General features: G+C 68.1%; 19 protein-coding genes and 1 pseudogene. 11 read left to right on the forward strand and 9 right to left on the reverse strand.

Annotation, left to right across the window (positions count from 1 at the left end; genetic code table 11):
* The first annotated feature begins 33 nt into the window (after positions 1-33).
* The 8 genes from OD750_RS21150 (at position 34) to OD750_RS21185 (ending at position 10,906) form a co-directional block, all read left to right on the forward strand.
* Positions 34-618 carry an ECF-type sigma factor gene (locus tag OD750_RS21150; protein ID WP_263544087.1) on the forward strand — a complete coding sequence of 195 codons (585 nt, stop codon included), beginning with the start codon at positions 34-36 and terminating at the stop codon, positions 616-618.
* A complete protein-coding gene (locus tag OD750_RS21155) occupies positions 615-3,386 on the forward strand; it encodes a protein kinase domain-containing protein (RefSeq protein WP_263544088.1) in 2,772 nt (923 codons plus the stop codon). The genes OD750_RS21150 and OD750_RS21155 overlap by 4 nt, the downstream gene beginning before the upstream one ends.
* Positions 3,383-4,822 carry an exodeoxyribonuclease I gene (gene sbcB, locus OD750_RS21160; protein ID WP_263544089.1) on the forward strand — a complete coding sequence of 480 codons (1,440 nt, stop codon included), beginning with the start codon at positions 3,383-3,385 and terminating at the stop codon, positions 4,820-4,822. The genes OD750_RS21155 and sbcB overlap by 4 nt, the downstream gene beginning before the upstream one ends.
* 29 nt (positions 4,823-4,851) lie before the next feature.
* Positions 4,852-5,538, forward strand: a complete 687-nt coding sequence (locus OD750_RS21165; RefSeq protein ID WP_263544090.1) for a DUF2461 domain-containing protein — start codon at positions 4,852-4,854, stop codon at positions 5,536-5,538.
* 79 nt (positions 5,539-5,617) lie between these two features.
* Positions 5,618-7,351, forward strand: coding sequence for an ATP-dependent Clp protease adaptor ClpS (locus tag OD750_RS21170; protein ID WP_263544091.1), 1,734 nt, complete (start codon positions 5,618-5,620; stop codon positions 7,349-7,351).
* 242 nt (positions 7,352-7,593) lie between these two features.
* Positions 7,594-8,445, forward strand: a complete 852-nt coding sequence (locus OD750_RS21175; protein WP_263544092.1) for an Hsp70-binding protein — start codon at positions 7,594-7,596, stop codon at positions 8,443-8,445.
* An 11-nt stretch (positions 8,446-8,456) separates the two neighbouring features.
* Positions 8,457-9,674, forward strand: coding sequence for a DUF4785 family protein (locus tag OD750_RS21180; protein ID WP_263544093.1), 1,218 nt, complete (start codon positions 8,457-8,459; stop codon positions 9,672-9,674).
* Positions 9,675-9,709: 35 nt separating this feature from the next.
* Positions 9,710-10,906, forward strand: a complete 1,197-nt coding sequence (locus OD750_RS21185) for an MFS transporter (RefSeq protein WP_336407572.1) — start codon at positions 9,710-9,712, stop codon at positions 10,904-10,906.
* On the opposite strand, the gene epmA is transcribed toward OD750_RS21185, so the two are convergent.
* The 3 genes and pseudogenes from epmA to ligA form a co-directional block, all read right to left on the reverse strand.
* A complete protein-coding gene (gene epmA, locus OD750_RS21190; RefSeq protein ID WP_263544383.1) occupies positions 10,885-11,820 on the reverse strand; it encodes an EF-P lysine aminoacylase EpmA in 936 nt (311 codons plus the stop codon). The two genes, OD750_RS21185 and epmA, sit on opposite strands and share 22 nt — an antisense overlap.
* Before the next feature lie 255 nt (positions 11,821-12,075).
* Positions 12,076-12,282: pseudogene (locus tag OD750_RS21195) on the reverse strand (endonuclease domain-containing protein); the annotation flags it as partial.
* A 44-nt stretch (positions 12,283-12,326) separates the two neighbouring features.
* On the reverse strand, positions 12,327-14,450 hold the full coding sequence (gene ligA / locus OD750_RS21200; RefSeq protein ID WP_263544094.1) for an NAD-dependent DNA ligase LigA: 2,124 nt from the start codon (positions 14,448-14,450) through the stop codon (positions 12,327-12,329).
* A gap of 132 nt (positions 14,451-14,582) precedes the next feature.
* Between ligA and OD750_RS21205 the strand changes: the two genes are divergently transcribed.
* Positions 14,583-15,425 carry a tetratricopeptide repeat protein gene (locus tag OD750_RS21205; RefSeq protein WP_263544095.1) on the forward strand — a complete coding sequence of 281 codons (843 nt, stop codon included), beginning with the start codon at positions 14,583-14,585 and terminating at the stop codon, positions 15,423-15,425.
* A 148-nt stretch (positions 15,426-15,573) separates the two neighbouring features.
* Here the strand turns inward: OD750_RS21205 and serS are convergent, their stop codons facing one another.
* From serS to lolA, 4 genes are all read right to left on the reverse strand, one after another.
* A complete protein-coding gene (gene serS / locus OD750_RS21210) occupies positions 15,574-16,851 on the reverse strand; it encodes a serine--tRNA ligase (RefSeq protein WP_263544096.1) in 1,278 nt (425 codons plus the stop codon).
* A 35-nt stretch (positions 16,852-16,886) separates the two neighbouring features.
* Positions 16,887-18,056 (reverse strand): MFS transporter, encoded by a 1,170-nt coding sequence (locus OD750_RS21215; RefSeq protein ID WP_263544097.1) that lies wholly within the window; start codon positions 18,054-18,056, stop codon positions 16,887-16,889.
* Positions 18,057-18,231: 175 nt separating this feature from the next.
* The gene (locus OD750_RS21220; RefSeq protein ID WP_263544098.1) at positions 18,232-19,563 is read right to left on the reverse strand and encodes a replication-associated recombination protein A; all 1,332 of its coding nucleotides are present in this window, start codon (positions 19,561-19,563) and stop codon (positions 18,232-18,234) included.
* An 18-nt stretch (positions 19,564-19,581) separates the two neighbouring features.
* Positions 19,582-20,244 carry an outer membrane lipoprotein periplasmic chaperone LolA gene (lolA, locus tag OD750_RS21225; protein WP_263544099.1) on the reverse strand — a complete coding sequence of 221 codons (663 nt, stop codon included), beginning with the start codon at positions 20,242-20,244 and terminating at the stop codon, positions 19,582-19,584.
* A 104-nt stretch (positions 20,245-20,348) separates the two neighbouring features.
* Here lolA and OD750_RS21230 point away from each other — a divergent pair, with 104 nt between their 5' ends.
* Positions 20,349-20,933 (forward strand): hypothetical protein, encoded by a 585-nt coding sequence (locus OD750_RS21230; RefSeq protein WP_263544100.1) that lies wholly within the window; start codon positions 20,349-20,351, stop codon positions 20,931-20,933.
* A gap of 79 nt (positions 20,934-21,012) precedes the next feature.
* On the opposite strand, the gene OD750_RS21235 is transcribed toward OD750_RS21230, so the two are convergent.
* Together OD750_RS21235 and ald are read right to left on the reverse strand one after the other, a co-directional pair.
* On the reverse strand, positions 21,013-23,286 hold the full coding sequence (locus OD750_RS21235) for a DNA translocase FtsK (protein ID WP_272842110.1): 2,274 nt from the start codon (positions 23,284-23,286) through the stop codon (positions 21,013-21,015).
* Between the two features lie 135 nt (positions 23,287-23,421).
* Positions 23,422-24,483: an alanine dehydrogenase gene (gene ald / locus OD750_RS21240; protein ID WP_263544101.1), complete on the reverse strand. Its 1,062-nt coding sequence runs from the start codon at positions 24,481-24,483 to the stop codon at positions 23,422-23,424.
* Between the two features lie 280 nt (positions 24,484-24,763).
* Between ald and trxB the strand changes: the two genes are divergently transcribed.
* Entirely contained in the window at positions 24,764-25,726 is a 963-nt protein-coding gene (trxB, locus tag OD750_RS21245; RefSeq protein WP_263544102.1) for a thioredoxin-disulfide reductase, read from the forward strand.
* The last annotated feature ends 17 nt before the right edge of the window (positions 25,727-25,743 follow it).

Genomic DNA, 25,743 nt, shown 5'->3' on the forward strand with positions numbered 1-25,743 from the left:
GACTCCACTGCGCAAACTGCCAAGGAGGCATTCGTGTCTGGCCGTAACGACAACGACAATTCGCAAAACGCCGAGCCCGAAGTGACCCGGCTGCTCGTCGCCTGGAGCCGCGGCGACGCGCGCGCGGCCGAACAGCTGACCGAAGTCGTCTATGCGCAGGTGCGCGCGATCGCCGGCAAGCACCTGCGCCAGTTCGAGGGCGAGGTGACGCTCGCGCCGACCGAACTCGCGAACGAGCTGTTTCTGCGACTTCTGTCCCGGGACATCGACTGGCGCGACCGCCGCCACTTCTTCGGCGTCGTCGTCGCGGCGATGCGCAACCTCCTGATCGACGTCGCGCGCGCGCGCGGCAGCGAAAAGCGCGGCGGCGGCCAGATCCACGTCACGCTCTCGTCGGCCGAGGACCACGTCAGCGAAAACAGCGAACCCGAAATGCTCAACAGCGCGCTCGACGCGCTGCGCGAGATCGATCCGCGCAAGTGCGAAGTGATCGAACTGACGTATTTCCTGGGCTTGAAGCGTGAGGAAATCGCCGAAACGCTCGACGTGTCGCTCGCGACCGTCGACCGCGAACTGCGTTTCGCGCGCGCCTGGCTCAAGGAGCGCCTGCAGGCATGAGCACGGCCGTCGAACGCTGGCGGCGCCTGCAGGAGATGTTCGAAACGCTGATCGAACTGCCGTCCGACGCGCGCGCGGAATGGCTGGCGGCGCTGCCCGACCCCGACGACCTCAAGCGCGAAGCGCTCGCGCTCGTCGCCGCCGACGAGGACGCCGCCGCGTCGATCACGCGCGGCGTCGGCGCGGTCGCGGCGGCCGCCGACGCGCAGCCGTCGCCGGCGATCGGCCTCAAGCTCGGCCCGTACCGCCTGCTCGCGGAAATCGGGTCGGGCGGCATGGGCACCGTCTTTCTCGCCGAACGCGCCGACGCCGAGTTCGACCGCCAGGTCGCGATCAAGGTGATCCGCGGACTGCCCACGCGCGATGCGGCCGAGCGCCTGCGCCGCGAACGGCAGATCCTGGCGAACCTCGAACATCCGCATATCGCGGGCCTGCTCGACGGCGGCACCACGGCCGACGGCCAGCCGTATCTCGTGATGGAATACGTCGACGGCGAACCGGTCACGCGCTGGTGCCGCGAAAACCACAAATCCACGACGGCGCGATTGGAACTGTTCCGCAAAGTGTGCCTGGCTATCCAGTACGCGCACCAGCGGCTGGTGATCCATCGCGACCTGAAGCCCGCGAACGTGCTCGTGCGCCGCGACGGCGAACCGGCCGTGCTCGACTTCGGCATCGCCAAGCTGCTCGATCCGCACGCGAGCGGCCCCGGCGTCGAGGCGACCGGCGCGTACTGGTTCACGCCGACGTACGCGAGCCCCGAACAGCGTCGCGGCGAGCCGGTCAACACCGCCACCGACGTGTTCGCGCTCGGACTCTTGCTGTACGAAATGCTCGCCGAACGCGTGCCGCCGACCGACGCGCAGGGCCATCTCGCCGTCGCCGGCCTGCGCGACGAGACCGGGCGCGTCGTGCCGCGCGAACTCGCGCTGATCATCGGCCGCGCGACGCATCCGGAACCGTCGCGCCGCTACGCGTCGCCCGAGGCGCTGTCGGAAGACATCCGCCGCTATCTGCGCGGACGCCCGGTGCTCGCGGCGCCCGACAGTCTCGTCTACCGCACGCGCAAGATGCTCACGCGCCACCCGCTCACGTTCGCCGCGCTCACGCTCGCGGTGCTCGCGGTCGCCGCGTCCACGTGGCGGCTGACCGCCGAACGCGACCGCGCGCTGCGCGCCGAGGCCAAGGCGCAGCGCGAGTCGACGACGACGCGCCACGTGCTCGACTATCTCGCGTCGCTGTTCGAAGCCGCGTCGCCCGAGCACGCCGGCAACAAGCCGCTCAGTCCGCGCGAGCTGATCGACATCGGACGCCGCGAAGTCGATACCCGGCTCGCCGGCGAACCGGCGCAGCGTGCGCGCCTGCTCGGCGTATTCGGCCGCATCTACAGCGAACTCGGCGCCCCCGAACAGAGCGCCGAGGCGATCCGCGCCGCGGCCGATCTCGAAAAGCAGTACGGCACACGCGAGCAGTACGCGCGCTACCTGTACGACCTCGGCTATTCGCTGAACCTCGCCGAGCAGCCCGAACAGGCCGCGCCGGTACTCGAAGAGGCCGTCAGGGAACTCGCCGCCGCCGCGCCGGACGACGCGACCGAGCGCGCCGGCGCGCTCTCGACGCTCGCGCTCGCACAGGCGCGCAACGGCGACAAGTCGAAGGCGCTCACGACGGCACTGGAGGCGCGCGCGCTCGCGGTCGACGCGAACGTCGAGGACGAAACGGTGCGCTCGCGCGTGTGGACCGCGCTCGCCGAAGTGTACCGGCGCAGCGGCAATCTCAAGGCCGCCGAGGAATCCACGCAGCAGGCGATCGACATCCTGCGCCGCACCCTGCCGGCCGATTCGCCCGAGGTGATGAGCGCGAACGGATTCATGACCGAGGTGTACGTTGCGCAGGGCCGCCCGGCCGACGCCGAACGCCTGCTGCGCGAAATGCTGCGCGTGCGCTTGAAGACGCTAGACCCCGGCAGCGCATGGGCGATCACGGTGCGCAACAATCTGGGCGAAGCGCTGTACCTGCAGGGCAAGCTGTTCGAGGCGATCGAACAGTTTCGCGAGAACCTCGAATACCTGCGCCGCGAAGGCGACTACGACAGCGCGTCGTACAGCATCAGCCTGAACAATCTCGCGTCGCTGACCGAGCAGACCGAAGACTACGCCAAGGCCGCGGAGCTATTTCGCGAAGTGCTCCAGCGCAGCACGCCCAAGTCCGGCGAGGCGGCGTCGCCGCGTCTGCCGACGTTCCGCCAGAATCTCGGTCGCTGCCTGATGCTCTCGGGCAAACTCGACGAGGCGTATCCGCTGCTTGAACGGCCGATCGAAAATTCGACGGATCTCGAACTCGAAAGCGGCCGTCGCCTGCTGCATCTGGCCGAATGGATGCGCCGCAAGACGCGCCTCGCCGACGCGCTGCGCTACGCCGACCAGGCGTCCGCGGCGTTCCTCACCGTGCTGCCGGCCGAGCATCCGCGCCAGGGCGCCGTCGCGCGCATCCGCGGGCTGACGCTCGCGGACATGGGCCGCACCGACGAGGCGATCGTCGCGATGCGCCGCGCGGTGGAACTCCTCGCCAAGGGCATGGGCGAGGAAGCCAACGTCACGCTCGACGCGAAAGTGCAGCTCGCATCGCTGCTCGCGCAGAAGGGGCAGCGCGACGAGGCCGGCGCGATCGCCGCGGCGATCGCGGCGCCGATCGACCGGCGTTTCGTCGATACTTCGCCGCTACGACGCCAGTTCGGTGCGTTGCAAACGAGACTGCACGGTACATGACCGCGACATTCTTCTGGCACGACTACGAAACGACCGGCGCCGATCCGCGGCGCGACCGACCCTCCCAGTTCGCCGGCATCCGCACGACGCTCGATCTCGAACCGGTCGGCGAGCCGGTCGAGTTTTTCTGCAAGCCCGCGCCCGACGTACTGCCGCATCCGGTCGCCGCGCTGATAACCGGCATCACGCCGCAGTCGATGCAGACGCGCGGCGTGACCGAGGCCGAATTCGCCGCGCGCGTGCACGAGGAACTCGCCGCGCCCGGCACCTGCGGCGTCGGCTACAACTCGCTGCGCTTCGACGACGAGTTCACGCGCAACCTCTTCTACCGCAATTTCTACGAACCGTATGCGCGCGAGTGGGAGAACGGCAATTCGCGCTGGGACCTGATCGACCTCGTACGCATGACCTACGCGCTGCGCCCCGACGGCATCGCGTGGCCGCGACGCGACGACGGCAGCGCAAGCTTCAAACTCGAAGACCTTGCGAGCGCGAACCGGCTCGACCAGCAGCGCGCGCACGACGCGCTGTCGGACGTGCACGCGCTGATTGGTCTCGCGCGCCTGATCCGCATCCGCCAGCCGCGCCTGTTCGACTTCTACTTCGGTCTGCGCAAGAAGCAGCGCGCGTTCGAGCTGCTCGACGTCGCGCGCACCGCGCCGGTCGTGCACGTGTCGTCGCGCTATCCCGCGACGCGCGGGTGCCTTGCCATCGTCGCGCCTATCGCGGCGCATCCGGACCAGCCGAACGGCGTCATCGTCGTCGATCTCGACGCCGATCCCACGCCGCTCGCCGAACTCGACGCCGACGACATCGCCGATCGCGTGTTCACGCCGCGCGACGCGCTGCCCGAAGGCGTCGAGCGCATTCCGCTGAAAGTGGTGCACGCGAACAAGTCGCCGGCGCTCGCGCCGCTGTCGGTGCTGCAGGGCGTCGACCACGCGCGCATCGCGCTCGATCTCGACCGGTGCCTCGCCAACCTCGAACGCATCCGCGCGATTCCCGATCTCGCCGCGAAAGTGCGGCAGGTGTTCGCGCGGCGCGACGAGGCGCCCGCCGAGCAGGACAGCGAGCTGGCGATCTACGCCGGCTTCTTCGGCGACGGCGACCGGCGCCTGATGCGCGACGTGCGGCGCACGCCGCCCGAGCGCCTGGGCGCGCAGCGCTTCGCGTTTCGCGACGCGCGCTGCGAGCCGCTCCTGTTTCGCTACCGCGCGCGCAACTGGCCCGAAACGCTCAGCGCCGAAGAACAAGCGCAGTGGCTCGCACAGTGCAGACGCCGGCTCGAAGTGCAGACCGACGTCACCGCGCTGACGTTCGACGACTACTTCGAGAAGATTGCACAAGCGCGCCTGATGCCCGAAGCGGCCGGCCGACAGGCCGTGCTCGACGCGCTCGACGCGTGGGGGCGTGAGCGGCGTCGCGAGTTGGCGTAAGCTCGCCGCATCCGCAATCCGGGTGCGCCATGCCGACCGCCTACTTCTCGAAAGCCACGTTCCAGTTCCTGCGCGACCTTGCCGCGAACAACGACCGCGAGTGGTTCGCGGCGAACAAGACGCGCTACGAAGACGTACTGCGCAAACCGTTTCTCGCGCTCATCGCCGACCTCGCCGCGCCGCTGTCGAAAGTCAGCGCGCACTACCGCGCCGACGCGCGGCCGCAGGGCGGCTCGCTGTTCCGCATCCATCGCGACACGCGTTTTTCGAACGACAAGCGCCCGTACAAGACGGCGGCCGGCGCCAAGCTGTTCCACGAACGCACGCGAGAAATCGAGGCGCCGGTGTTCTACATCCACATCGCGCCCGGCGAGTGTTTCTTCGGCGGCGGCATCTGGCACGGCCAGCCCGACACGGTGAAAAAAGTTCGCGAATTTCTCGCCGACAATCCCGCGGCGTGGAAAAAAGCGGTGCGCGGCAAGGCGTTCGCGAACCTGTTCGAACAAGGCGGCGAGTCGCTGACGCGGCCGCCGCGCGGGTTCGACCCGAACCACGAGCTGATCGACGACATCAAGCGCAAGGACTTCGTCGCGCACCGCAACTTCAACGACGCGATGGCGACGTCGGCCGAGCTGCATCCGTTCCTGGTCGAGTCGATCAAGGGGCTCGCGCCGATGATCGACTATCTTTGCGCGGCGGTGGAACTGGAGTTCTGACGCCGCTTGCGTCGTCGATGCGCGCGGTGGATACTCCGCGCCTCCCACCCCACCCGCCGCCGATCCAGCGGCAATCACCATGCGAGCCTCGACCACTGACGTCGCCGACGTCATCGTGGAAGTCGTCAGCGACGACAAGACGCCGTCTTTCTTCATCGCAAAAACCCTCCGCTCCATTTTCGGCAAGACCGAAAACGACGCCAACCAGCTCAGTCACGCCGTACAACGGCACGGCAAGGCGCGCCTGGGCCCCTACCTGCCGTCCGTTGCCAAAACCTTGTGCGGCGCGGTGCAGAAATACGCTGACGCCGCCGGTCATCCGTTGCGTGCGCGCATCGCGCCGGAAGACGACGCCCTCGCGACACCGACGCGATGCAGCTACTGCGAGCGCGAGCACGCCGCCAGCCGGATGATGTACGCCGGCCGCGATTCGCTGATCTGCGATGCCTGCGTGCTCGGCTGCGCGCAGCAGCTGCGGACCGCCACGCCGTACCGGCCGCATCGCCATGCGCACGAGCTGCTCGACTGGCACTACGGCGGCGTACCCGGCGCCGATCTCGTCGTCGTGCGACGCGCGTTTCCCTGGCGCATGCGCGTCGACCTGCAGCGCGCGCTCGAGGAGACCATGCGCGAGTGCGAAGCCTCGTGCCACGGCGTCTCGTGGACCGACACGCACATGGAACTCACCGCCGCGATGCTGCTCGTCGAACGCGGCAACTTCGCACGCACCCTGAGCCCGCTGCAGTACGAGGAAATCGACGTCGGCGGCGACGCGCCGGTACGCTGCCTGTTGAACGCCCTGTGGCTGCTGCGCGACGGAGACACGCCGATCACGGTGCTGCTGACGCGCCGCCCGCGCGACGAAACCGCCGGGCTCACGATCAGCATCGCCTCGCCGCCCGGTGCGGACAGCCGCGCGTTCGCCGATCGCCTGTTCGCGCGGCTCGTCGAGGCGATCGAACAGGCGCACTCCTATCGCGGCAAGGTGCTGTCGCTCGAACGCGAAACGCGTTTCAACGGCTATGCGGGCGGCATCGCCGTGCACAAACTGCCGTCGGTGGCGCGCGATGCCGTCGTCCTGCCCGAGTCGACGCTGCAGCTGCTCGAGCGCAACGTCGTCTCGTTCGCCGCGGTGCGCCGGCGCCTGATCGGACTCGGACAGTCGGGCAAGAAAGGGCTGCTGTTCCACGGTCCGCCCGGCACCGGCAAGACGCATACGGTGCGCTGGCTCGCCGGCTGCCTGCCCGACCACACCACGCTGCTCGTCGCCGCGCAGGAAATCTGTGACATCGGCGAATACTTCGCGCTCGCCCGCCTGCTGCAGCCGGCGATCGTCGTTATCGAGGACGCCGACCTGATCGCGCGCGAACGCGGTCGCGGCGGACCGGGTTCGGAGATGCTGCTCAACGAGCTCATGAACGAAATGGACGGCCTCAAGCCCGATGCCGAACTGTTCGTCATCCTGACGACGAACCGGCCGCAGGTGCTCGAAGCGGCGCTCGCGCAACGACCCGGCCGCATCGACCAGGCGATCGAGTTTCCGTTGCCCGATCTCGCCGATCGCCGCACGCTGATCTCGCTGTATCGCGCGGAGCTGGCCGCGCCGGACGAGCTGATCGACGCGATCGCGCGCCGCACCGAAGGCGTCAGCGCCGCGTTCATGAAGGAGCTGATGCGACGTATTGCACAATGTGTCATCGAACGCGACGATCCGTCGGCACGCGGCGCGATCGCGGAAGACATCGATCGCGCCCTCGGCGAACTCGCACTCGGGCGCGACGGTATCGGCAAGGGTCTGCTCGGCATCGCGTGATGACCGGCGTGCGGCGGACCGCCCCGCCGCACGCCGATCAAACGTCCGTTTGACATCCGCAAAGTGGATTGTTACCTTCCGCCGGCCGCGCGGCGACACGGGAGGGTGACCGTCGCGCGGGCATCGCCTGCAACGCTCCGGCCCACCGGTAGCGACACGGACCGTTTCCCCTGACCGGCACGATCGGAGCCTCACCGCGGCTCGCATTCGACAAGAAATCCCGAGCCGCATCGGGAGGAAGAATGCTTCGTTACGCATCGGCGCTCGCGCTCGCACTCGGCGCCAGCTCGGCGTACGCCGTCACCGGCGTCGCCTTCGTACACGGTACCGGCAAACAGACCAACGCCTACAACGACTACTGGCAGCCGGCCTTCGTCAATTCGGTTCGGCAGGGCCTGCCCGACCAGTCCAAATACCTCGTCGTCAACTGCGATTTCGAGCAGTACATGTGGGACAGCCGCGCCGCCGGCTGCCTCGCGACGCAGCTGACCGGCTTCATCAACGGCCAGGGCATCACCGATCTCGTCGTCATCACGCATTCCAACGGCGGCAACGTGATGCGCTGGATCCTGTCGAATCCGACCTACGACAGCCGCTATCCGAACATCATCGCGAAGATCCGCTGGGTCAACGCGGTCGCGGCGTCCAGCGCCGGCACGCCGCTCGCCGACGCCACGATGAACGGCAACGTGTTCGAACAGGCGCTCGGCTGGCTGCTCGGCTACAAGTCCGACGCGGTGCGCATGCAGCAGCTGTCGTGGATGGCCCAGTACAACCAGAACAACCTGCTCGGCACCGCGGGCCGGCCGGCGCTGCCGAAAGGCTTCTGGAACGTCGTCGGCACCGACGTCGACTCCTCGCCGTTCGACGGCGACAGCTATTGCGGCGGCTACGCGCTGAACGTGGGCCTCGAAACCACGCAGAACTGGCTCTCCAGCTGCTCCGACGGCTTCCTCGAATGCACGAGCCAGTCGGCCGCGGGCCGCACGTGGTTCCGCGACGTCGACGTCACCGCCGGCCGCGAACCGCTGTCGCACAACCAGAGCCGGCGCGCGTGCTTCGGCCTCGACACGATCCTGCGCGACGACATCTGAGGACGCCGACCATGCCTATTGCAAAACTCCACATTGTTGCCGGCATCCTCGTCGCGCTCGGCGCGTCGCACGCGTCGGCGGGCGAGCTGCGCCTGTCCGCCGCGGGCGCGAACGACCAGGTGCCGCGCAAGCTCGCCGCGGCGCCGGCCAAGGCCGCGGCCGAACTCGACCGCAAGCCGGCCGCCCTGTCGTGGGCGCTCGAAGCCGACGCGAAGCTCGACGCCGTGCCGGTTCCGTTCGTGCGCGAAAGCCGCGAATACTGGCTCGACGCGTCCGAGGCCGAACTGCGCGCCGGCGTGCGCCTGCCGACGACCGCGAACGAGGCGCTCGTGCGCATCAGCCCGTACGGCGGCAACGTCTCGGCGCTCGACGCCGACGGCCTCGTCGTGCGCGCCGCGAACGGCCGCGCGTACGCCGGCCGCGAAGCGACGCAGAGCGTCGCCGACGCCGACGCGCTGCGCACCGCCGGCATGGACGTGCCCGAAGGCACCGTGATCGCCAAGCTCGCGCCGGCCGTCGGCAGCGGCGAGATCGAACTGGCGGCGCCGGCCGCGACCGGCCGCTATCTCGTGCACGTGTACGAGCCTGCGAGCACGCAGGTGTTCAAGCTCGGCGCGGCGCGCGACACGATCGTCGCCGGCGAGTCGATCACGATCAGGGCCAACTTCGCCGGCGCGGCGCCGAAGAAGGCGTCGGGCGTGCTGTCGGCGCCCGACGGCCATACGCAGAACGTCGACTTCCGGTTCGCCGAAGACGGCAGCCTCGTCGCATCGATCGTGCCCGATCCGGCGCATGCCGGCGGTCCGGCGCTGTGGGAAGTGCACGCGTTCGCGCAAGGCGCCGACGGCAACCGGCGCGTCATGCGCGATGCGCGCACGGCATTCGCCGTCACCGCCCCGACCGCGCGCTTCAACGGCCGCGTCGACGCGTCGAACGGCCGCGCGGGCGTCGCGCTCAAGATCGGCGTGGAGACGGCGAGCGCCAGCCGCTACCAGGCCAGCGGCGTGCTGTACGGCCGCGCCGACGACGGCGAGGCCAAGCCCGCGGCCTACGCGCAGTCCGCGGCGTGGATCGAAGCGGGCGCCGGCACCATCGTGCTGACGTTCGACGCCGACGCGCTCGCGGCGGGCAAGCTCACCGGTCCGTACGAACTGCGCGATCTGCGGCTCGTCAACCAGGCCGACATGAGCGTGATCGAACGGCGCGAAAAGGCGCTCGTCATCCGGTAAGGAGAAAAAGGGCCCGTCGTTTCGGCGAAAGTCGGATGACGGGCCTTTCGCTCCTGTGGCACGCTCGCGCGATGTCGATACCCGTCGCGCGCCTGTCCAGCTTCTATTTCGCGTACTACGCCGCGCTCGGCGGATTTTCGCCGTACTGGAGCCTGTACCTCCACAAGCTCGGGCAGGACGCCACGGCGATCAGCATCCTGATGAGCCTCTGGTACGCCACGCGCGTCGTCGCGCCGAGCCTGTGGGGCTACGCCGTCGCGCGATCGCCGCGCCCGATACGCTGGCTGCACCTCGGCTGCGCGCTGACGTTCGCGAGTTTTCTCGCGTTCGTGCGACCGCTCGATTTTGCCGGCCTGTTCGCGGCGATGTGCGTGTTCTGCTTCGCCTACAACGCGGTGATGCCGCAGTTCGAGGCGCTGACGCTGTCGCATCTGACCGGCCAGAGCGAGCGTTACGGCAGCATCCGCATGTGGGGCTCGATCGGTTTCATCGCGGTCGTCGGCGTGCTCGGCGTGCTGCTCGACCGCTTCGGCGCCGACCGCCTGCCGCTTCTGATGCTGCCGCTCTTCGCCGGCCTCCTTGCGACCAGCTTCGTCAACGACTACGGCGGCGAGCAACGGCGGCGCGAAAACGCCGACGCGTCGTTCTACGCGTACCTCAAGCGCCGCGAAGTGGCCGCGTTTCTCGTCAGCGCGCTGTTGATGCAGATTTCATTCGGTTCTTTTTATACGTTTTTCGCGATCTACCTCGGCGAACACGGCTACGGCGCCGGCGCGGTCGGCGCGTTCTGGACGATCGGCGTCGGGTTCGAAATCGCCGTGTTCTTCTTCGGCGCGCCGCTGCTCACGCGCTGGGATGCGCGCCACGTCGTCGCCGCGGCGCTCGTCTGCGCGTGCCTGCGCTGGCTCGTGACCGCGCTCTTTCCGGACTCGGTCGCGCTGATCGCGTTCGCGCAGATGCTGCACGCGATCACGTTCGCGGGGTTCTTCGCAGGCTCGATGCAACTCCTCGCCGAATTCTTCCCGGGCCGCATGAACGGCCACGGCCAGGGCGTGTTCTACGGGTTCTCGTCGGGCATCGGCGGCGTTTCCGGCGCGCTGCTGTCGGGCCTGATCTGGAAGCACGGCGGCGGCCAGGCGGCGTTTCTCGCCGGCGCGGGTGTCGCAGCACTGGGCGCCGCGATCTGGATCTTCGCGCGCGGCCCGCGCGCTCAGGCCGTGTCGAACGGATAGGCGATCACGTCGGCGATACGATCGGTGCCGGCCATGCACATCAGCAGGCGTTCGATGCCCATCGCGACGCCCGCGCAGTCAGGCAGTCCGCGGTCGAGCGCGGCGAGCAGATTTTCGTCGACCGCGACCTCGCGCTGGCCGCGCGCGCGGCGGCGCGCGTTGTCGCGCACGAAGCGCGCGCGCTGCTCGGCCGCGTCGGTCAGCTCGTGATAGCCGTTCGCGAGTTCGTACGGGCCGAGGTACAGCTCGAAACGCTCGGCGACCGGCGGATCGTCGCGGCGGATCTTCGCCAGCGCGCACTGGCTCGCCGGATAGTCGCGCACGATCAGTATCCGGTCATGCGGAAACTGCGGCTGGATGCGGTGCGTCATCAGAAGGTCGAGCCAGTCGTCGCGGTCGAGGCCGGCGGCGTCGATGCGCTGGTCGGCGAGCGGCGCGGCGATCGCGTCCGCGGTTGCGGCGAGCGGGTCGAGACCGAGCGCTTGTTGAAACAGTTCGCGATAGGTCAACGATACGCGTGTCGTCGCGATGCCGACGCAAGCCATCGCCGCGGCGGCGAGATCGGCGGTTTCGTCGGCGAGGCGGCGATGGTCCCAGCCGACGCGGTACCACTCGAGCATCGTGAATTCGGGGTTGTGCCGACGGCCCGCCTCGCCGTTGCGAAACACGCGGCCGAGTTCGTAGCAGTCGCCGACGCCGTCGGCGAGGAGGCGCTTCAACGCAAACTCGGGCGAGGTGCGCAGCCAGCGCTCGGGCGAGCCTGCGTCGCGATGGCCGGCGAACGCGGTGGTGAAGCTTTCGATGTTCGGCTCGGTGTTGCCGGCCTGCGAGAGGATCGGGGTTTCGACTTCGAGGACGTTGCGGTCGAAGAAGAAGCGGCGGATGAGGGCGTAAAGGTCGGCGCGCAGCGCCAGCGCACTGCGTACATCCTCGGCGCGAGAACCCGAAACCGACGCAGATTCCGGCGCCTGCCCCCTCACCCAACCCTCTCCCCCAAGCGGAGCTTGGGGGAGAGGGCTTTGACGCGCGGCAGCGTCGAGCTTTTCGCGACTCCCTCTCCCCCGACGCCGTCGGGGGAGAGGGATGGGGTGAGGGGGCGACGCCTCAGCCAGCGAAGCATGTATCTGCGCGAGCACATCGTCGGTGCGCGTCAATGCATCGTTGTTCCAAAAGCGCAGGACGCGAAACCCGAGCTTCGTCAGCACTTGCGTGCGCCTCTCGTCGTACTCGACCTGATCCGCGTGCTGCCCGCCGTCGAGCTCGACGACCAAGCGTTTCTCCAGGCACACGAAGTCGGCGATGTATCCCGCTATGCGATGCTGCCGCCGAAACCGCACGCCGAGTTGCGACGCGCGCAACCTCGACCACAGCCGCATTTCGGCATCGGTCGAATTGCCGCGCAGTTCGCGTGCGTGGTCGATCACCCCTGCCCCACCTCATCCAGATAGGCGATCAACTTCGCCTCGTCCCACACCTCGATCCCGAGCTCCGTCGCCTTCTCGAGCTTCGACCCCGCCCCCGGCCCCGCCACGACGAAACTCGTCTTCTTCGACACGCTGCCCGAGACCTTCGCGCCGAGCGCTTCGAGCTTGTCCTTCGCCTCGTCGCGGCTCATCTGTTCGAGCGTGCCGGTCAGCACTACCGTCTTGCCGGCCAGATGCCCCTGCACCGTGCGCTGCGGCTCGTGCTCGGCCCATACGACGCCGGCGGCGCGCAGCGCGTCGATCACGTCGCGATTGTGCGGCTCGGCGAAGAATTCGACGATGCGCCCCGCGACGACCGGTCCGACGTCCGGCACCTGCTTGAGCTCTTCGAGCGGCGCGTTCGCGATCGCGTCGAATCCGCCGAACCAGCGCGCGAGCGCCTTCGCCGTCGATTCGCCGACGTCGCGGATGCCGAGCGCGTACAGGAAACGTTCGAGCGTCGTCGCGCGGCTCTTGTCGATCGACGCGACGAGATTCTCCGCCCACTTCGTCGCGACCTTGCCCTGCTTCACCGTCTCGGGCACCGTGCCGTCGCGCTCGTCGGCGCGGCGCTTCATCTCGACCCAGTCGTCGACGTCAAGCTTGTACACGTCGGCGATCGTCTTGACGTAGTCGAGGTCGACGAGATCCTCGATCAGCCGGTCGCCGAGGCCTTCGATGTCCATCGCGCGCCGCGACGCAAAGTGGAAAATGGCTTCCTTGCGCTGCGCGCCGCAGGCGAGGCCGCCCGAACAGCGCCACACCGCCATGCCCTCGACGCGCACGAGCGCCGACCCGCAGACCGGACACTCCGTCGGCATCCGCCACTCGACCGTGCCTTCGGGGCGCCGCTCGACGACGACGCGGACGATTTCGGGAATCACGTCGCCGGCGCGGCGCACGATCACGTAATCGCCGACGCGCGCGTCGAGCCGTGCGATCTGGTCGGCGTTGTGCAGCGTCACGTTCGACACGACGACGCCCGCCACCTGCACCGGCTGCACGCGCGCGAGCGGCGTCGCCGCGCCCGTACGGCCGATGTTGACGTCGATGCCGACGATCTGCGTCGTCTGCTCCTGCGCCGGATACTTGTGCGCGACGGCCCAGCGCGGCGCGCGCGACACGAAGCCCATCACCTTCTGGCCGTCGTAGCGGTCGAGCTTGTACACGACGCCGTCGATGTCGTACGGCAGCGCGTCGCGCCTGGCGCCGATGCGCCGGTAGTACGCGACGAGGCCGTCGAAGCCCTGCGCGGTATCGACTTCCGGGCTGACCGGAAAGCCCCAGTCGCGCAAGCGCGCCAGCGCCTCGCTGTGGCGCGGCGCGATCGTCGCGTCGAGGTCGTCCGGCAGGTACACCGCGTACGCGTAGAACGCGAGCGGCCGTTTCGCGGTCGCGCCGGGATCGCGCTGGCGCAGCGAACCGGCCGCGCCGTTGCGCGGATTCGCGAGCGTTTTTTCGCCGGTCTCGCGCGCCTTTTCGTTGTACGCCTCGAACGCCGCGCGCGGCATGTACACCTCGCCGCGCACTTCGAGCACGGCCGGCCAGTCCTTGCCGCGCAAGGTCAGCGGAATCACCTTGATCGTGCGCAGGTTGGCCGTCACGTCCTCGCCGGTGACGCCGTCGCCACGCGTCGCGCCGCGCACGAATATGCCGCCCTCGTAACGCAGGCTGATCGCGAGGCCGTCGAGCTTCGGTTCGACCGAAAACTCCGGATTTTCGATGCCGAGCTTCGTTTCGATCCTGCGCACGAAATCGGCGATTTCGGCAAAGCGCTCGCGGTCGTCGGTCTTTTCGACGTCGTCGAACGCGTTGTTCAGCGACAGCATCGGCACTTCGTGGCGCACCGGCGAAAAATCGGTGGTGCCGGCCGCACCGACGCGCTGCGTCGGCGAGTCGGACGTCACGAGGTCGGGGTGTTCGGCCTCGATCGCCGACAACTCGCGCAGCAGCGCGTCGTATTCGGCATCCGGAATCGTCGGCGCATCGAGCACGTGGTAGTTGTAGTTGTGCTCGGCGAGCACGGCACGCAGTTCGGCAGCCCGGCTGGCGGCACGGTCGATGTCGGGGGTGCGGCTCACGGCGGCTCCTTTCGCGGTTCGTGACCGGCAATTCTACGCGAGGCCCGTCGCAATCCACGCGACGGCCCGGCTCTCGGTTGCGCAAACCAGCCGGCTCGGGAATGCTTGGACTTCGACACTCGGAGGGTCGTCATGGCGAAGAAGGGCTGGGCCGCATTTCCTTACCCCGACAAGGCGTACGACTACGCCGGGGACAAGCTCGCGAAATCGTGGAAAACGCTGCATGCCGGCGACCAGGAGCCGTTTCCGGACGACAAGCACGTCGCCAAGCTGCTGAAGGCGAACCCGAAGCTCGGCAAGGACGCGGCCGCCGCCGCGGCGCAGCTGCAGGACGCGTGGCGCGCGTTCCATCGCGGCGATTTCGAAGACGCGTTCGAACAAGGCAAGGCGCTCAAGGCGCTCGGCGCGTCGGTCGCGATCAAGGCCGGCGGCATCCACGCGACGTATCTCGTCGACGGCGAAAAGGACAAGCTCGCGCGCTACGAGGCGCTCGGCGCGCTCGCCGACGAAGCGATCGCGGCGCTGCCGGACGAGGCGAACAGCCACTACCGCCGCGCGTTCGCGATCGGCCGCTACAGCCAGTGCATCTCGATCACGAAGGCGCTGACGATGGGCTTGGCCGGCAAGGTGAAAGAGTCGCTCGACGCGACGCTCGAACTCGCGCCCAAGCACGCCGAGGCGCATACGGCGCTCGGGCTCTACCATGCCGAGATCGTCGGCAAGGTCGGCGGCATGCTCGCGAAGCTCACGTACGGCGCGAGCGCGGCGACGGCCGAAAAGCACCTGAAAGAAGCGACGAAGCTGACGGCCGACTCGCCGATCGCGTGGATCGAACTGGCCAACGGGCTGTTGCTGCTGCACGGCGACAAGCAGGAAGACGCCGCGGCCGAGGCGTACGAGAAGGCCGGCAAACTCAAGGCGCGCGATGCGATGGAGGCGTTGGATGTCGCCTTCGCGAAGGAGCAGTTGGAATGATGCTCCCTCTCCCCCAGGCTAAGCCTGGGGGAGAGGGTTGGGGTGAGGGGGCTACGCCGGATTCTTCCTCGACCTCGACGAAGTGCCGCGCGCATCCCCCTCACCCCGGCCCTCTCCCCCGACGAAGTCGGAGGAGAGGAGTTGAAGGTCACGCGATCTTTTCAACCCCACCCATGAACGGCCGCAACACCTTCGGCACGTCGATCGAACCGTCGGCCTGCTGGTAGTTTTCCATCACCGCGATCAGCGCGCGGCCGATCGCGACGCCCGAGCCGTTCAGCGTGTGCACGAGCTCCGGCTTGCCGGTTTCCGGATTGCGCCAGCGCGCGAGCATGCGCCGCGCCTGGAAATCGCCGCAGTTCGAGCACGACGAGATCTCGCGGTACGTCTCCTGCGACGGCAGCCACACTTCGAGGTCGTACGTCTTCGTCGCTGAAAAACCCATATCGCCGGTGCACAGCAGCATGCGCCGGTACGGCAGTTCGAGGAGTTCGAGCACCTTTTCGGCGCACGCGGTCATGCGCTCGTGCTCGGCCGTGCTGTCGGCCGGCCTGGCGATGCTCACGAGTTCCACTTTTTCGAACTGGTGCTGGCGGATGAAGCCGCGCGTGTCGCGACCGGCCGAACCCGCCTCGGAACGAAAGCACATCGAATGCGCGGTCAGGCGCATCGGCAGTTCGGCGGCGTCCGCGATGCTGTCGCGCACGAGGTTCGTCAGCGGCACTTCGGACGTCGGAATCAGATAGCGCGTCGTTTCGCCGAACGGCGTCGCGAACAGGTCTTCCTCGAACTTCGGCAACTGGCCCGTGCCGAGCATCGCATCGGCGTTGACGATCAGCGGCACGTTGCATTCGAGATACGCGAACTCGGTCGTATGCAGCTCGAGCATGAACTGCGCGAGCGCACGGTGCAGACGCGCCAGTTCGCCGCGCAGCACCGTGAAGCGCGCGCCGGAGATCTTCGCGCCGGCGTCGCCGTCGAGCCAGCCCTTGCGCGCGCCGAGTTCGACGTGGTCCTTCACCGCGAAATCGAACGCGCGCGGCGTGCCGCGGCGGTACTGCTCGACGTTCGCGGTTTCGTCGGCGCCGACCGGCACCGAGTCGTCCGGCAGGTTCGGGATGCGCTGCGCGATCGTCGCGAGCTGCGCCTGGATGTCGGACAGCTTCTGCTCGTTCGCCTTGAGCGCGTCGCCGATGCCGCCGACTTCGGTCATCAGCGCGGACGCGTCTTCGCCCTTGCCCTTGGCGACGCCGATCTGCTTGGACAGCGTATTGCGGCGGTTCTGCAGATCCTGCGTCTGCACCTGTACCGCTTTGCGCTGCGTTTCGAGCGATTCGAGCGCGGCGGTGTCGAGAACGAAGCCGCGACGCGCGAGACGTTCGGCGACGGCGTCGAGTTGACCGCGCAGCAGGGCCGGGTCGAGCATGGCAATCCCTTGGTTTTTCGCAGAAAGAACCGCGATTATCGCGGCTCGGGCCTCACCCACGCAAACAGCAGCAGCGCCGCGGCGAGCGCGCAGGCCGAACCGAACGCGAACGCGGCGAGCGGCGCAAGGTCGCTCCACAGCCAGCCGAAGATCACCGACGCGGGCAGCAGCAGCACGCCGGCGACGAGGTTGTACCAGCCGAACGCCGTGCCCGACTGCGCCTTCGGCACGAGATCGGCGACGAGCGCCTTCTCGGCGCCTTCGGTCGCCGCGAGAAACAGGCCGTAGCCGGCGAACATCGGCCACAGCAGCCACGGCTGCGCGGGCATCAGGCCGAACAGCAGATAGAACGCGGCATAGATCAGCCAGCCCGCGACGATCAGCCGGCGCCGGTCGACCCGGTCGGACCACGCCGACAGCGGCGTACCGAACACCGCCGCGACGCCGCAGACGAGCGCCCACGCGAGCGGCACCTGCGCCGCGCCCAGGCCCAGCTCCTGCGCGCGCAGCAGCAGAAACATATTGGAAGAATTGCCCAACGTGAACAATGCGAGCACGACGAGATAGCGCTTGAACGGCGTCGGCAGGCCGTCGAGCTTCCAGCTGAAACGTGGCGGCGACGCCGACGGTTCGTGCACCGGTTCGCGAATCGCGAGCGTCAGACCGATCACGACGAGCGCCGGCACGACGGCGAAGAGGAACACCTCGCGCACCGAGAAGCCCAACCCGAGCAGGCCCGCGGCGACGAGCGGGCCGATCACGGCGCCGGTGTTGTCCATCGCGCGGTGAAAGCCGAACGCGAGGCCGCGTTTGTCGGCATCGACCGCGTGCGTCAGCAGCGCGTCGCGCGGCGCCGAACGCAGCCCCTTGCCGACGCGATCGGCGAAGCGGCAGGCGAGCACGCCGAGCCACGACGTCGCGAATGCGACGAGCGGCCGCGCGAGGCCGCTGAACGCATAGCCGGCGATCACCCAGCAGCGCATCGACCGGGTGCGGTCGGCGACGACGCCGGCGAAGAGTTTGAGCACGCTGCCGAACGCCTCGGCGATGCCTTCGATCAGGCCGAGCGCCTTCGGTCCCGCCATCAGCACGCTCGCGACGTACAGCGGCACGAGCGGATAGATCATGTCGCTCGCCGCGTCGTTGACGAGGCTGACGAGGCCGAGCAGCCAGACAGTTCGGGGCAGTTGCGCTAGCGCTCGCATCGATTCTCCACAAGGTTGCGTTGCGCATGAACGGTGCACTCCCTCTCCCCCGCACGCCTGCGGGGAGAGGGTCGGGGTGAGGGGGCGGCGCTACGCGCTTCGTCGAGCCCGAAACAGAACCAGGCGTCGCCCCCTCACCCTACCCTCTCCCCCAAGCGGAGCTTGGGGAGAGGGTTCAAACGTCGCGCTTTCTGGCCGCCCGCAGCGCGCCGATCTTCTCGGCGATCTTGCCTTCGAGTCCGCGCTCCGTCGGCCGGTAGAACTCGCGCCCGACAAGGGCATCTGGCAGGCACTGCTGATCGAGCGCGACGCCGCCTTCGACATCGTGGTCGTACTGGTAGCCCGCGCCGTAGCCGAGCCCCTTCATCAGTTTCGTCGGCGCGTTGCGCAGGTGCATCGGCACGTCGAGCGTGCCGGTTTCGCGGATCGTCGCCTTCACGTCGCCGAACGCCGCGTACACCGCGTTGCTCTTCGCCGCGATCGCGAGATACGCCGCGACCGTCGCGAGCGCCAGATCGCCTTCCGGGCTGCCGAGACGGTCGTACGTGTCCCACGCTTCCAGCGCGAGCGTCAGCGCGCGCGGATCGGCGAGACCGACGTCTTCGATCGCCATGCGCGTGAGCCGGCGCGCGAGGTATTTCGGATCGCAGCCGCCGTCGAGCATGCGCGTGAACCAGTACAGCGCCGCGTCGACGTCGGACGAGCGCACCGATTTGTGCAGCGCCGAGATCTGGTCGTAGAACTGCTCGCCACCCTTGTCGAAGCGGCGCGTGCGGTCGGCCAGCACCTGCGCGAGCGTCGCTTCGGAGATCGTGCCGTCTTCGGCGAGTTCGGCGGCGATTTCGAGCAGGGTCAGCGCGCGGCGCACGTCGCCGTCGGCGGCTTGCGCGATGAGGTCGAGCGCCGCGTCGTCGACGTCGAGGTTCAACGCGGCGAGCCCGCGTTCGCCGTCGTCGAGCGCGCGGCGCAGCGCCGCGGCGATGTCGGCGACCGATACCGCTTCGAGCACGTGCACGCGGCAGCGCGACAAGAGGGCCGAATTCAGTTCGAACGACGGGTTTTCGGTCGTCGCGCCGACGAAGAGGATCACGCCTTTTTCGATATGCGGCAGGAACGCGTCCTGCTGCGCCTTGTTGAAGCGGTGCACTTCGTCGACGAAGAGCACCGTGCGCACGCCGCGCGCGAAGTTCGCGGCCGCGTCGTCGAGCGCGGCGCGTACGTCGGCGAGGCCGGACAGCACGGCCGAAATCGCGAGGAATCGCGCGTCGGCGTACTTGGCCAGCAGCAACGCAAGCGTGGTCTTGCCGCAGCCGGGCGGCCCCCACAGGATCATCGAGTGCACGTGCCCGCTCTCGATCGCGCGGCGCAGCGACTTGCCGGGCGCGAGCAGGCGCTCCTGCCCGACGATTTCGTCGAGGGTCTGCGGGCGCATGCGCTCGGCGAGCGGCTTCAGGCCCTGCGGTTCGGCGAACAGTTCCTGCGTGGCGGTGGGTTTGCGGCGGGCCATGCCGTCGATAGTACGACGTCAATCCTTGATCGGGCGCACTTCGGCTTCGGGCTTGACGTCGCCGATCACGTCGACGCCGGGCGGCGGCGTGAACTTGAAATGCCCGGCCGGCATCGCCGGATTGCGCTTCCAGTCGGCAAAGTGGATTTCGGTACGATTGCCGAGGGTGTCCTTGAACGTCATGCGCGCCAGACCCTGCGCGTCGAAGCCGAGATCGGCGTATTCGAAGTCGGGCTCCTTCGCCTTGGACTTCAGGCGCAGCCACGTCGCGCCGTCGCGTTCGCCCTGCTCGGTCGCGGCGTATTCGACGTCCATCTGTTTGAGGTCGGTCAGCACGGTGAGCGGGCTGTGCGCCTCCTCGACGCCCTGGTTGCGCACGTTGACCTGTTCGAGGTCGGGATCGTAGATCCACACGTGCATGCCGTCGGCGACGATCTGCTGCTGGTAGGGCTTCACCACGTCCCAGCGGAACTGCCGCGGCGCTTCGAGCGCGAGCGTGCCCTGCGTCTTCTTGCCGGCCGTGCCGTTGGGGTCGAAGACCTGCTGCTCGAACGAACCGGACAGCGAGTTCAGGCCCTTGGCGAACGCGTCGAGACGCGCGCGCGCGGCGTCGGCGGCGTGGGCCGCGGACGCGGCGGCGAGGAGGCCCAGCGCGAGGGCGGCGCAAACGGTGGTTTTCATGTCAGGATAATCTCACGCGTGGACGGACCGGACAATCGCACGGGCGATTCCCGGTACGTCGTTGTTGAAAATTTGATTAATTCACCAGAAGGAATGAACGTCGCATGACCGTCGATCGACTGCTACCGCGCGCGCTGACCGCCGCGCTGTTCTGGACCTGCGGCACGCAGGCCGCGACGGTGTGCCGGACCGACGCGAACCTCGACGTCCCGGCCGACGGCGAAGGCCTGTACGTCAATTTCGTGACCGGCGTGTCGGCGCGCTCCGAGGGGCAGGTGCCGGGATTCGACCTCGACGTCTATGCGATGCAGGTTTCGAACCCCGCGGGGCAGATGAAGTTCTATTGGGGGCCGTCGACGAATCCCGGCGCGGGCGTCGTCACGAGCGGCGACACGTACGCGGTGCTCGCCGAAGGCGACACGGTCGGGCCCGCGTCGACGTTCTCGCGCGCCGCCGCCGGCGGCGTGACCGCGGCCTGGCAGGCCGGCGTCACGGGATTTCTCGGCACGCGGTTTCGCCACGAGGGCAACGGCGGCACAGTGGTCTACGGCTGGGTGCGGCTCGTGACGCAACCACCGCTCGGGTTTCCGGCGACGATCGTCGACTGGTGCTACGAAGACAGCGGCGCGGCGATCGTGATTGCGTTGCCGGATGCGTTGTTTGCGGATGGGTTTGAGGAAGTGCCGTAGCCTTCAGGCTCGTCATCCCGGCGAAAGCTGGGATGACGGTTTTTTTGTGACGTCTCGCAAAAATCGAGCGTACGTTCGCCTACAACTCCGGCGGCGGCGGCGCCAGCACCGTGCGGTTGCCGTTGTGTTCCGGCGCGCTGACGATGCCCTGCGACTCCATCAGCTCGATCAGCCGCGCGGCGCGGTTGTAGCCGATCTTGAGCCGCCGCTGCACGCCGGAGATCGACGCGCGGCGCGACTCGGTCACGATGCGCACGGCCTGGTCGTACAGCTCGTCGTAGTCGGCGTTGCCTTCGGAGAGTTCTTCCGGCAGGCCCGTTTCGCCGATGACCTTGCCGTCGCCCGTCGTCTGCACTTCTTCCAGCACGCCGACGATGTATTCCGGCCGGCCCTGCGCGCGCAGCCATTCGACGACGCGATGCACTTCGTGGTCGTCGACGAACGCGCCGTGCACGCGCTCGGGCGTCGCGGTGCCCGGCGGCAGGTACAGCATGTCGCCGTGGCCGAGCAGCGTCTCGGCGCCCGACTGGTCGAGAATCGTGCGCGAGTCGATCTTCGACGACACCTGGAACGCGATGCGCGTCGGGATGTTCGCCTTGATCAGACCGGTGATGACGTCGACCGACGGACGCTGCGTCGCGAGGATCAGGTGCACGCCGGCCGCGCGCGCCTTCTGCGCGAGGCGCGCGATCAGCTCTTCGACCTTCTTGCCGACGATCATCATCATGTCGGCGAATTCGTCGATGATGACGACGATGTAGGGCAGCGGCTGCAGCGGCTGCGCGCGCACTTCCGGCTGCGACGCGTCCGGGCGGAACAGCGGGTCGAGCAGTGGCTGGCCGGCGTCCTCGGCCTCGCGCACCTTCTTGTTGAAGCCGGCGAGATTGCGCACGCCGGTCGCGGCCATCAGCCGGTAGCGGCGCTCCATTTCGGCGACGCACCAGCGCAGCGCGTTGGCGGCCTCCTTCATGTCGGTGACGACCGGCGCGAGCAGATGCGGAATGCCCTCGTACACCGAGAGTTCGAGCATCTTCGGGTCGATCATGATCATGCGCACGTCGCGCGCGCTGGCCTTGTACAAGAGCGACAGCACCATCGCGTTCAACGCGACCGACTTGCCCGAACCGGTCGTGCCGGCCACGAGCAGGTGCGGCATCTTGGCGAGATCGACGACGTGCGGCCGGCCGCCGATGTCCTTGCCGAGCGCGAGCGCGAGCGGCGACTTCTGCGCGTCGTACTTGTCCGACCGCAGAATTTCGGAAAGGTATACGATTTCGCGATTGGCGTTCGGAATTTCCAGGCCGATGACGTTCTTGCCGGGAATCACGTCGACCACGCGCACGCTGACGACGGAAAGGCCGCGCGCGATGTCCTTGTCGAGATTGGAGATCTGGCTGCCGCGCACGCCGGCCGCGGGCTCCATCTCGAAGCGCGTGACGACCGGACCGGGAAACACGCCGACCACCTGCGCGTCGATGCGGAAGTCCTTGAGTTTCAGCTCGACCTGGCGCGACAGCACGTTGAGCGTTTCTTCCGAATAGCCCTTCGCCTGCGGCTTGGGCTCGTCGAGCAGCGACAGCGGCGGCAGGTCGCCGTCGACGGCGGCGCCGACGAACAGCGGAATCTGCTGCTCGCGCTCGGCGCGCTCGCTTTTTTCCATGAGCGTCGGCGCGGGCTTTTCGATCTTGATCGGTTCGCGCTTGGCCTGCTTGACCGTCTCGACCTTGCGCACTTCCTCGCGCTCGCTGCGCGCGGCGCGCGCGACGCGCACTTCGTCGGCCTTCTTCATGCTGCCGCCGAGCCACGCGAGGCCCGCGACGATGCCGCGGCCGATCGCATCCATCACCTTGAACCACGACAGGCCCGTGGCGAGCGTCACCGCGACCAGGAACGCGGCGAGCAGGAACAGCGTCGCGCCGAGAAAACCGAAGCCGTGCAGGAGGCCCCCGCCGACCATCTTGCCGAGGATGCCGCCGGCTTTTTCGGGCAACTGGCTCGGGCCGGTGAAATGCAGGTGCGCAAGACCGCTGCCCGACAGAAAGAACGTAACGAAACCGACCAGGCGCAGCGACGGTTCGAGCGCATTGCGCGGCTGCGCGTCGCCCGGCCGCAGGATGCCGGCGCCGACCGCGAGCAGCAGCAGCGGAAACACGTAGGCGAGCCCGCCGAAGAAATAGAACGCGAGATCGGCGATCCACGCGCCGATCGCGCCGCCGAAGTTGTGCACGTTGTCGGGCTGCCCCGCATGCGACCAGCCCGGGTCCTGCGGGCTGTAGCTCAACAGGCAGGCCAGCAGGTAGACGACGACGGGCAGCAGCAGCAGGAAGGCGACTTCGCGCAACCGCTTCTGCATCTGCTCGGAAACGGTCGGGGACGGCGTATTTGTCGGGGTGCGAGCCACCGCGGGATATTACCTTAAGAATTCAATGCAACGGATTGTCTTTATTGCCGTCCCGGCGCCGTTCAGGCGGCGCCGGGACGCGTGGCATCAGGCCTTCAGGGCCGGGTGCACGATTTCGCCGTTGTCGACGTTGATGCCCTTCTTGAGCGACGCGTACTCGCGCCACTGCGGACCGGCCGCCATGCGCTGCACGTACGGCAGGATCGCGGCCGAGATCGCCTGCGACGACGTCTGCGGCACCGCGCCCGGCATGTTCGTCACGGCGAAGTGCGTCACGCCGTCGACGACGTAGGTCGGCTCGGCCCAGGTGGTCGGACGCGCGGTTTCGAAGCAGCCGCCCTGGTCGATCGAGATGTCGACGAGCACGCTGCCCGCCTCCATCGACTTGACCATGTCGCGCGTGACGACGTGCGGCGCCTTCGCGCTCGGAATCAGCACGGCGCCGACGACGAGGTCGGCCGTCGCCACTTCGCGCGCGACGTATTCCTCGTACGGGTACAGCGCGGTGACGTTGGTGCCGAGCGCCATCATCTGCGCCAGGCGGTCCGGACGCTTGTCGAACACGACGACGTTCGCGCCGCCGGCCGCGGCGAGCGCCGCGGAGTTGCCGCCGGCCGCGCCGGCGCCGAGCACGACGACCTTGCCGCGTTCGGTGGCCGGCAGGCCGCCGAGCAGCTTGCCCTTGCCGCCCATCGGCTGGTGCAGCAGGTGCGTGCCGACCTGCACCGCGATGCGGCCGGCGATGATCGACATCGGCGCGAGCAGCGGCAGCGAGCCGTCGGCTTCCTCGACCGATTCGAACGCGACGCCGGTCAGGCCGATGTCGAGCAGGCGCTTGGTCAGTTCCGGCTCCGGCGCGAGGTGCAGGTAGCAGAACAGCTGGTGATGCTTCCTCAGGCGCTCGAGGTCGCCCTTGATCGGTTCTTTGACCTTGACGATCAGTTCGCCGGCTTCGTACAACGCGTCGGCGTCGGCGGCGATCTTCACGCCCACGCGCGTGAAATCGGCGTCCGAGAAGCCGCTCTTGGTGCCGGCGCCGGACTGCACGTACACCTCATGACCGCGCTTGACGAGGTCCGCACAGGCGGCCGGCACGAGCGCGACGCGACCTTCGAGGGTCTTGGTTTCCGACGGGATACCGATACGCATACAGCAATCCTCTGTGATGTTGATAAGCTCAATCGCCGCCGCGTTCTTGTTCGCGACGTTCCTTATCGGCGCCCTCCCGAGCTCCGATGCAGCTCTTGAATCGCGTCGTCAATCTCCCCATCCTTCCGGCTCCCCGCGCCACCCGTGCGTCGGCGGCTCCGATGGCGGAGCGCGATGCGCATGAGGGAAAGTTCTCAAGGAACCGGACGACAGGATCGAAAGGACTTGCGTCGCGGAATTCGACACGATCAAGGCCGCGTAAAGCGGCGAGGGATTATACATGACCACCCCCAAGCACAGTCGCCTCCTGATCTTAGGTTCAGGTCCCGCCGGCTATACCGCTGCGATCTATGCGGCCCGCGCGAACCTGAAGCCGCTGATGGTCACGGGCATGCTGCAGGGCGGTCAGCTCATGACCACGACCGACGTCGACAACTGGCCGGGCGACGTCGAAGGGCTGCAGGGCCCGGGTCTGATGCAGCGCATGCTCGAACACGCGCAGCGCTTCGAGACCGAAATCGCGCTCGACCACATCCACACGGTCGACCTGTCGCAACGCCCGTTCCGCCTCGTCGGCGACAGCGCGACCTATACGGCCGACGCGCTGATCATCGCGACCGGCGCCGACGCGAAATATCTAGGCATTCCGTCGGAACAGAAGTTCCGCGGCCAGGGCGTGTCCGCGTGCGCGACGTGCGACGGTTTCTTCTTCCGCGAACAGGAAGTCGCGGTCATCGGCGGCGGCAACACGGCCGTCGAGGAAGCGCTATACCTTTCCAATATTGCGAAAAAAGTCACCATCGTGCACCGCCGCGACAAGTTCCGCGCCGAGAAGATCCTGCAGGACAAGCTGTTCGCGAAACAGGCGGCCGGCAAGGTCGAGATCGTGTGGCATCACAGCGTCGACGAAGTGCTCGGCGACGAAACCGGCGTCAACGGCCTGCGCCTGAAGAACGCGAACGACGGCTCGACGCGCGACATCGCGGTCAGCGGCATGTTCGTCGCGATCGGCCACACGCCGAACACGGCGATCTTCGACGGCCAGCTCGATATGAACAACGGCTACATCAAGATCAAAAGCGGCCTCGACGGCGGCGCGACATCGACGAGCGTGCCGGGCGTGTTCGCCGCGGGCGACGTCGCCGACCAGGTGTATCGCCAGGCCGTGACGTCGGCCGGCGCGGGCTGCATGGCCGCGCTCGACGCCGAGAAGTACCTCGACAAACTCGGCCTCGCCGGCTGATGCCCCCAAACGCGCGA

The sequence above is a fragment of the Tahibacter soli genome (assembly GCF_025717065.2).
GTDB classification, from domain to species: domain Bacteria; phylum Pseudomonadota; class Gammaproteobacteria; order Xanthomonadales; family Rhodanobacteraceae; genus Tahibacter; species Tahibacter soli.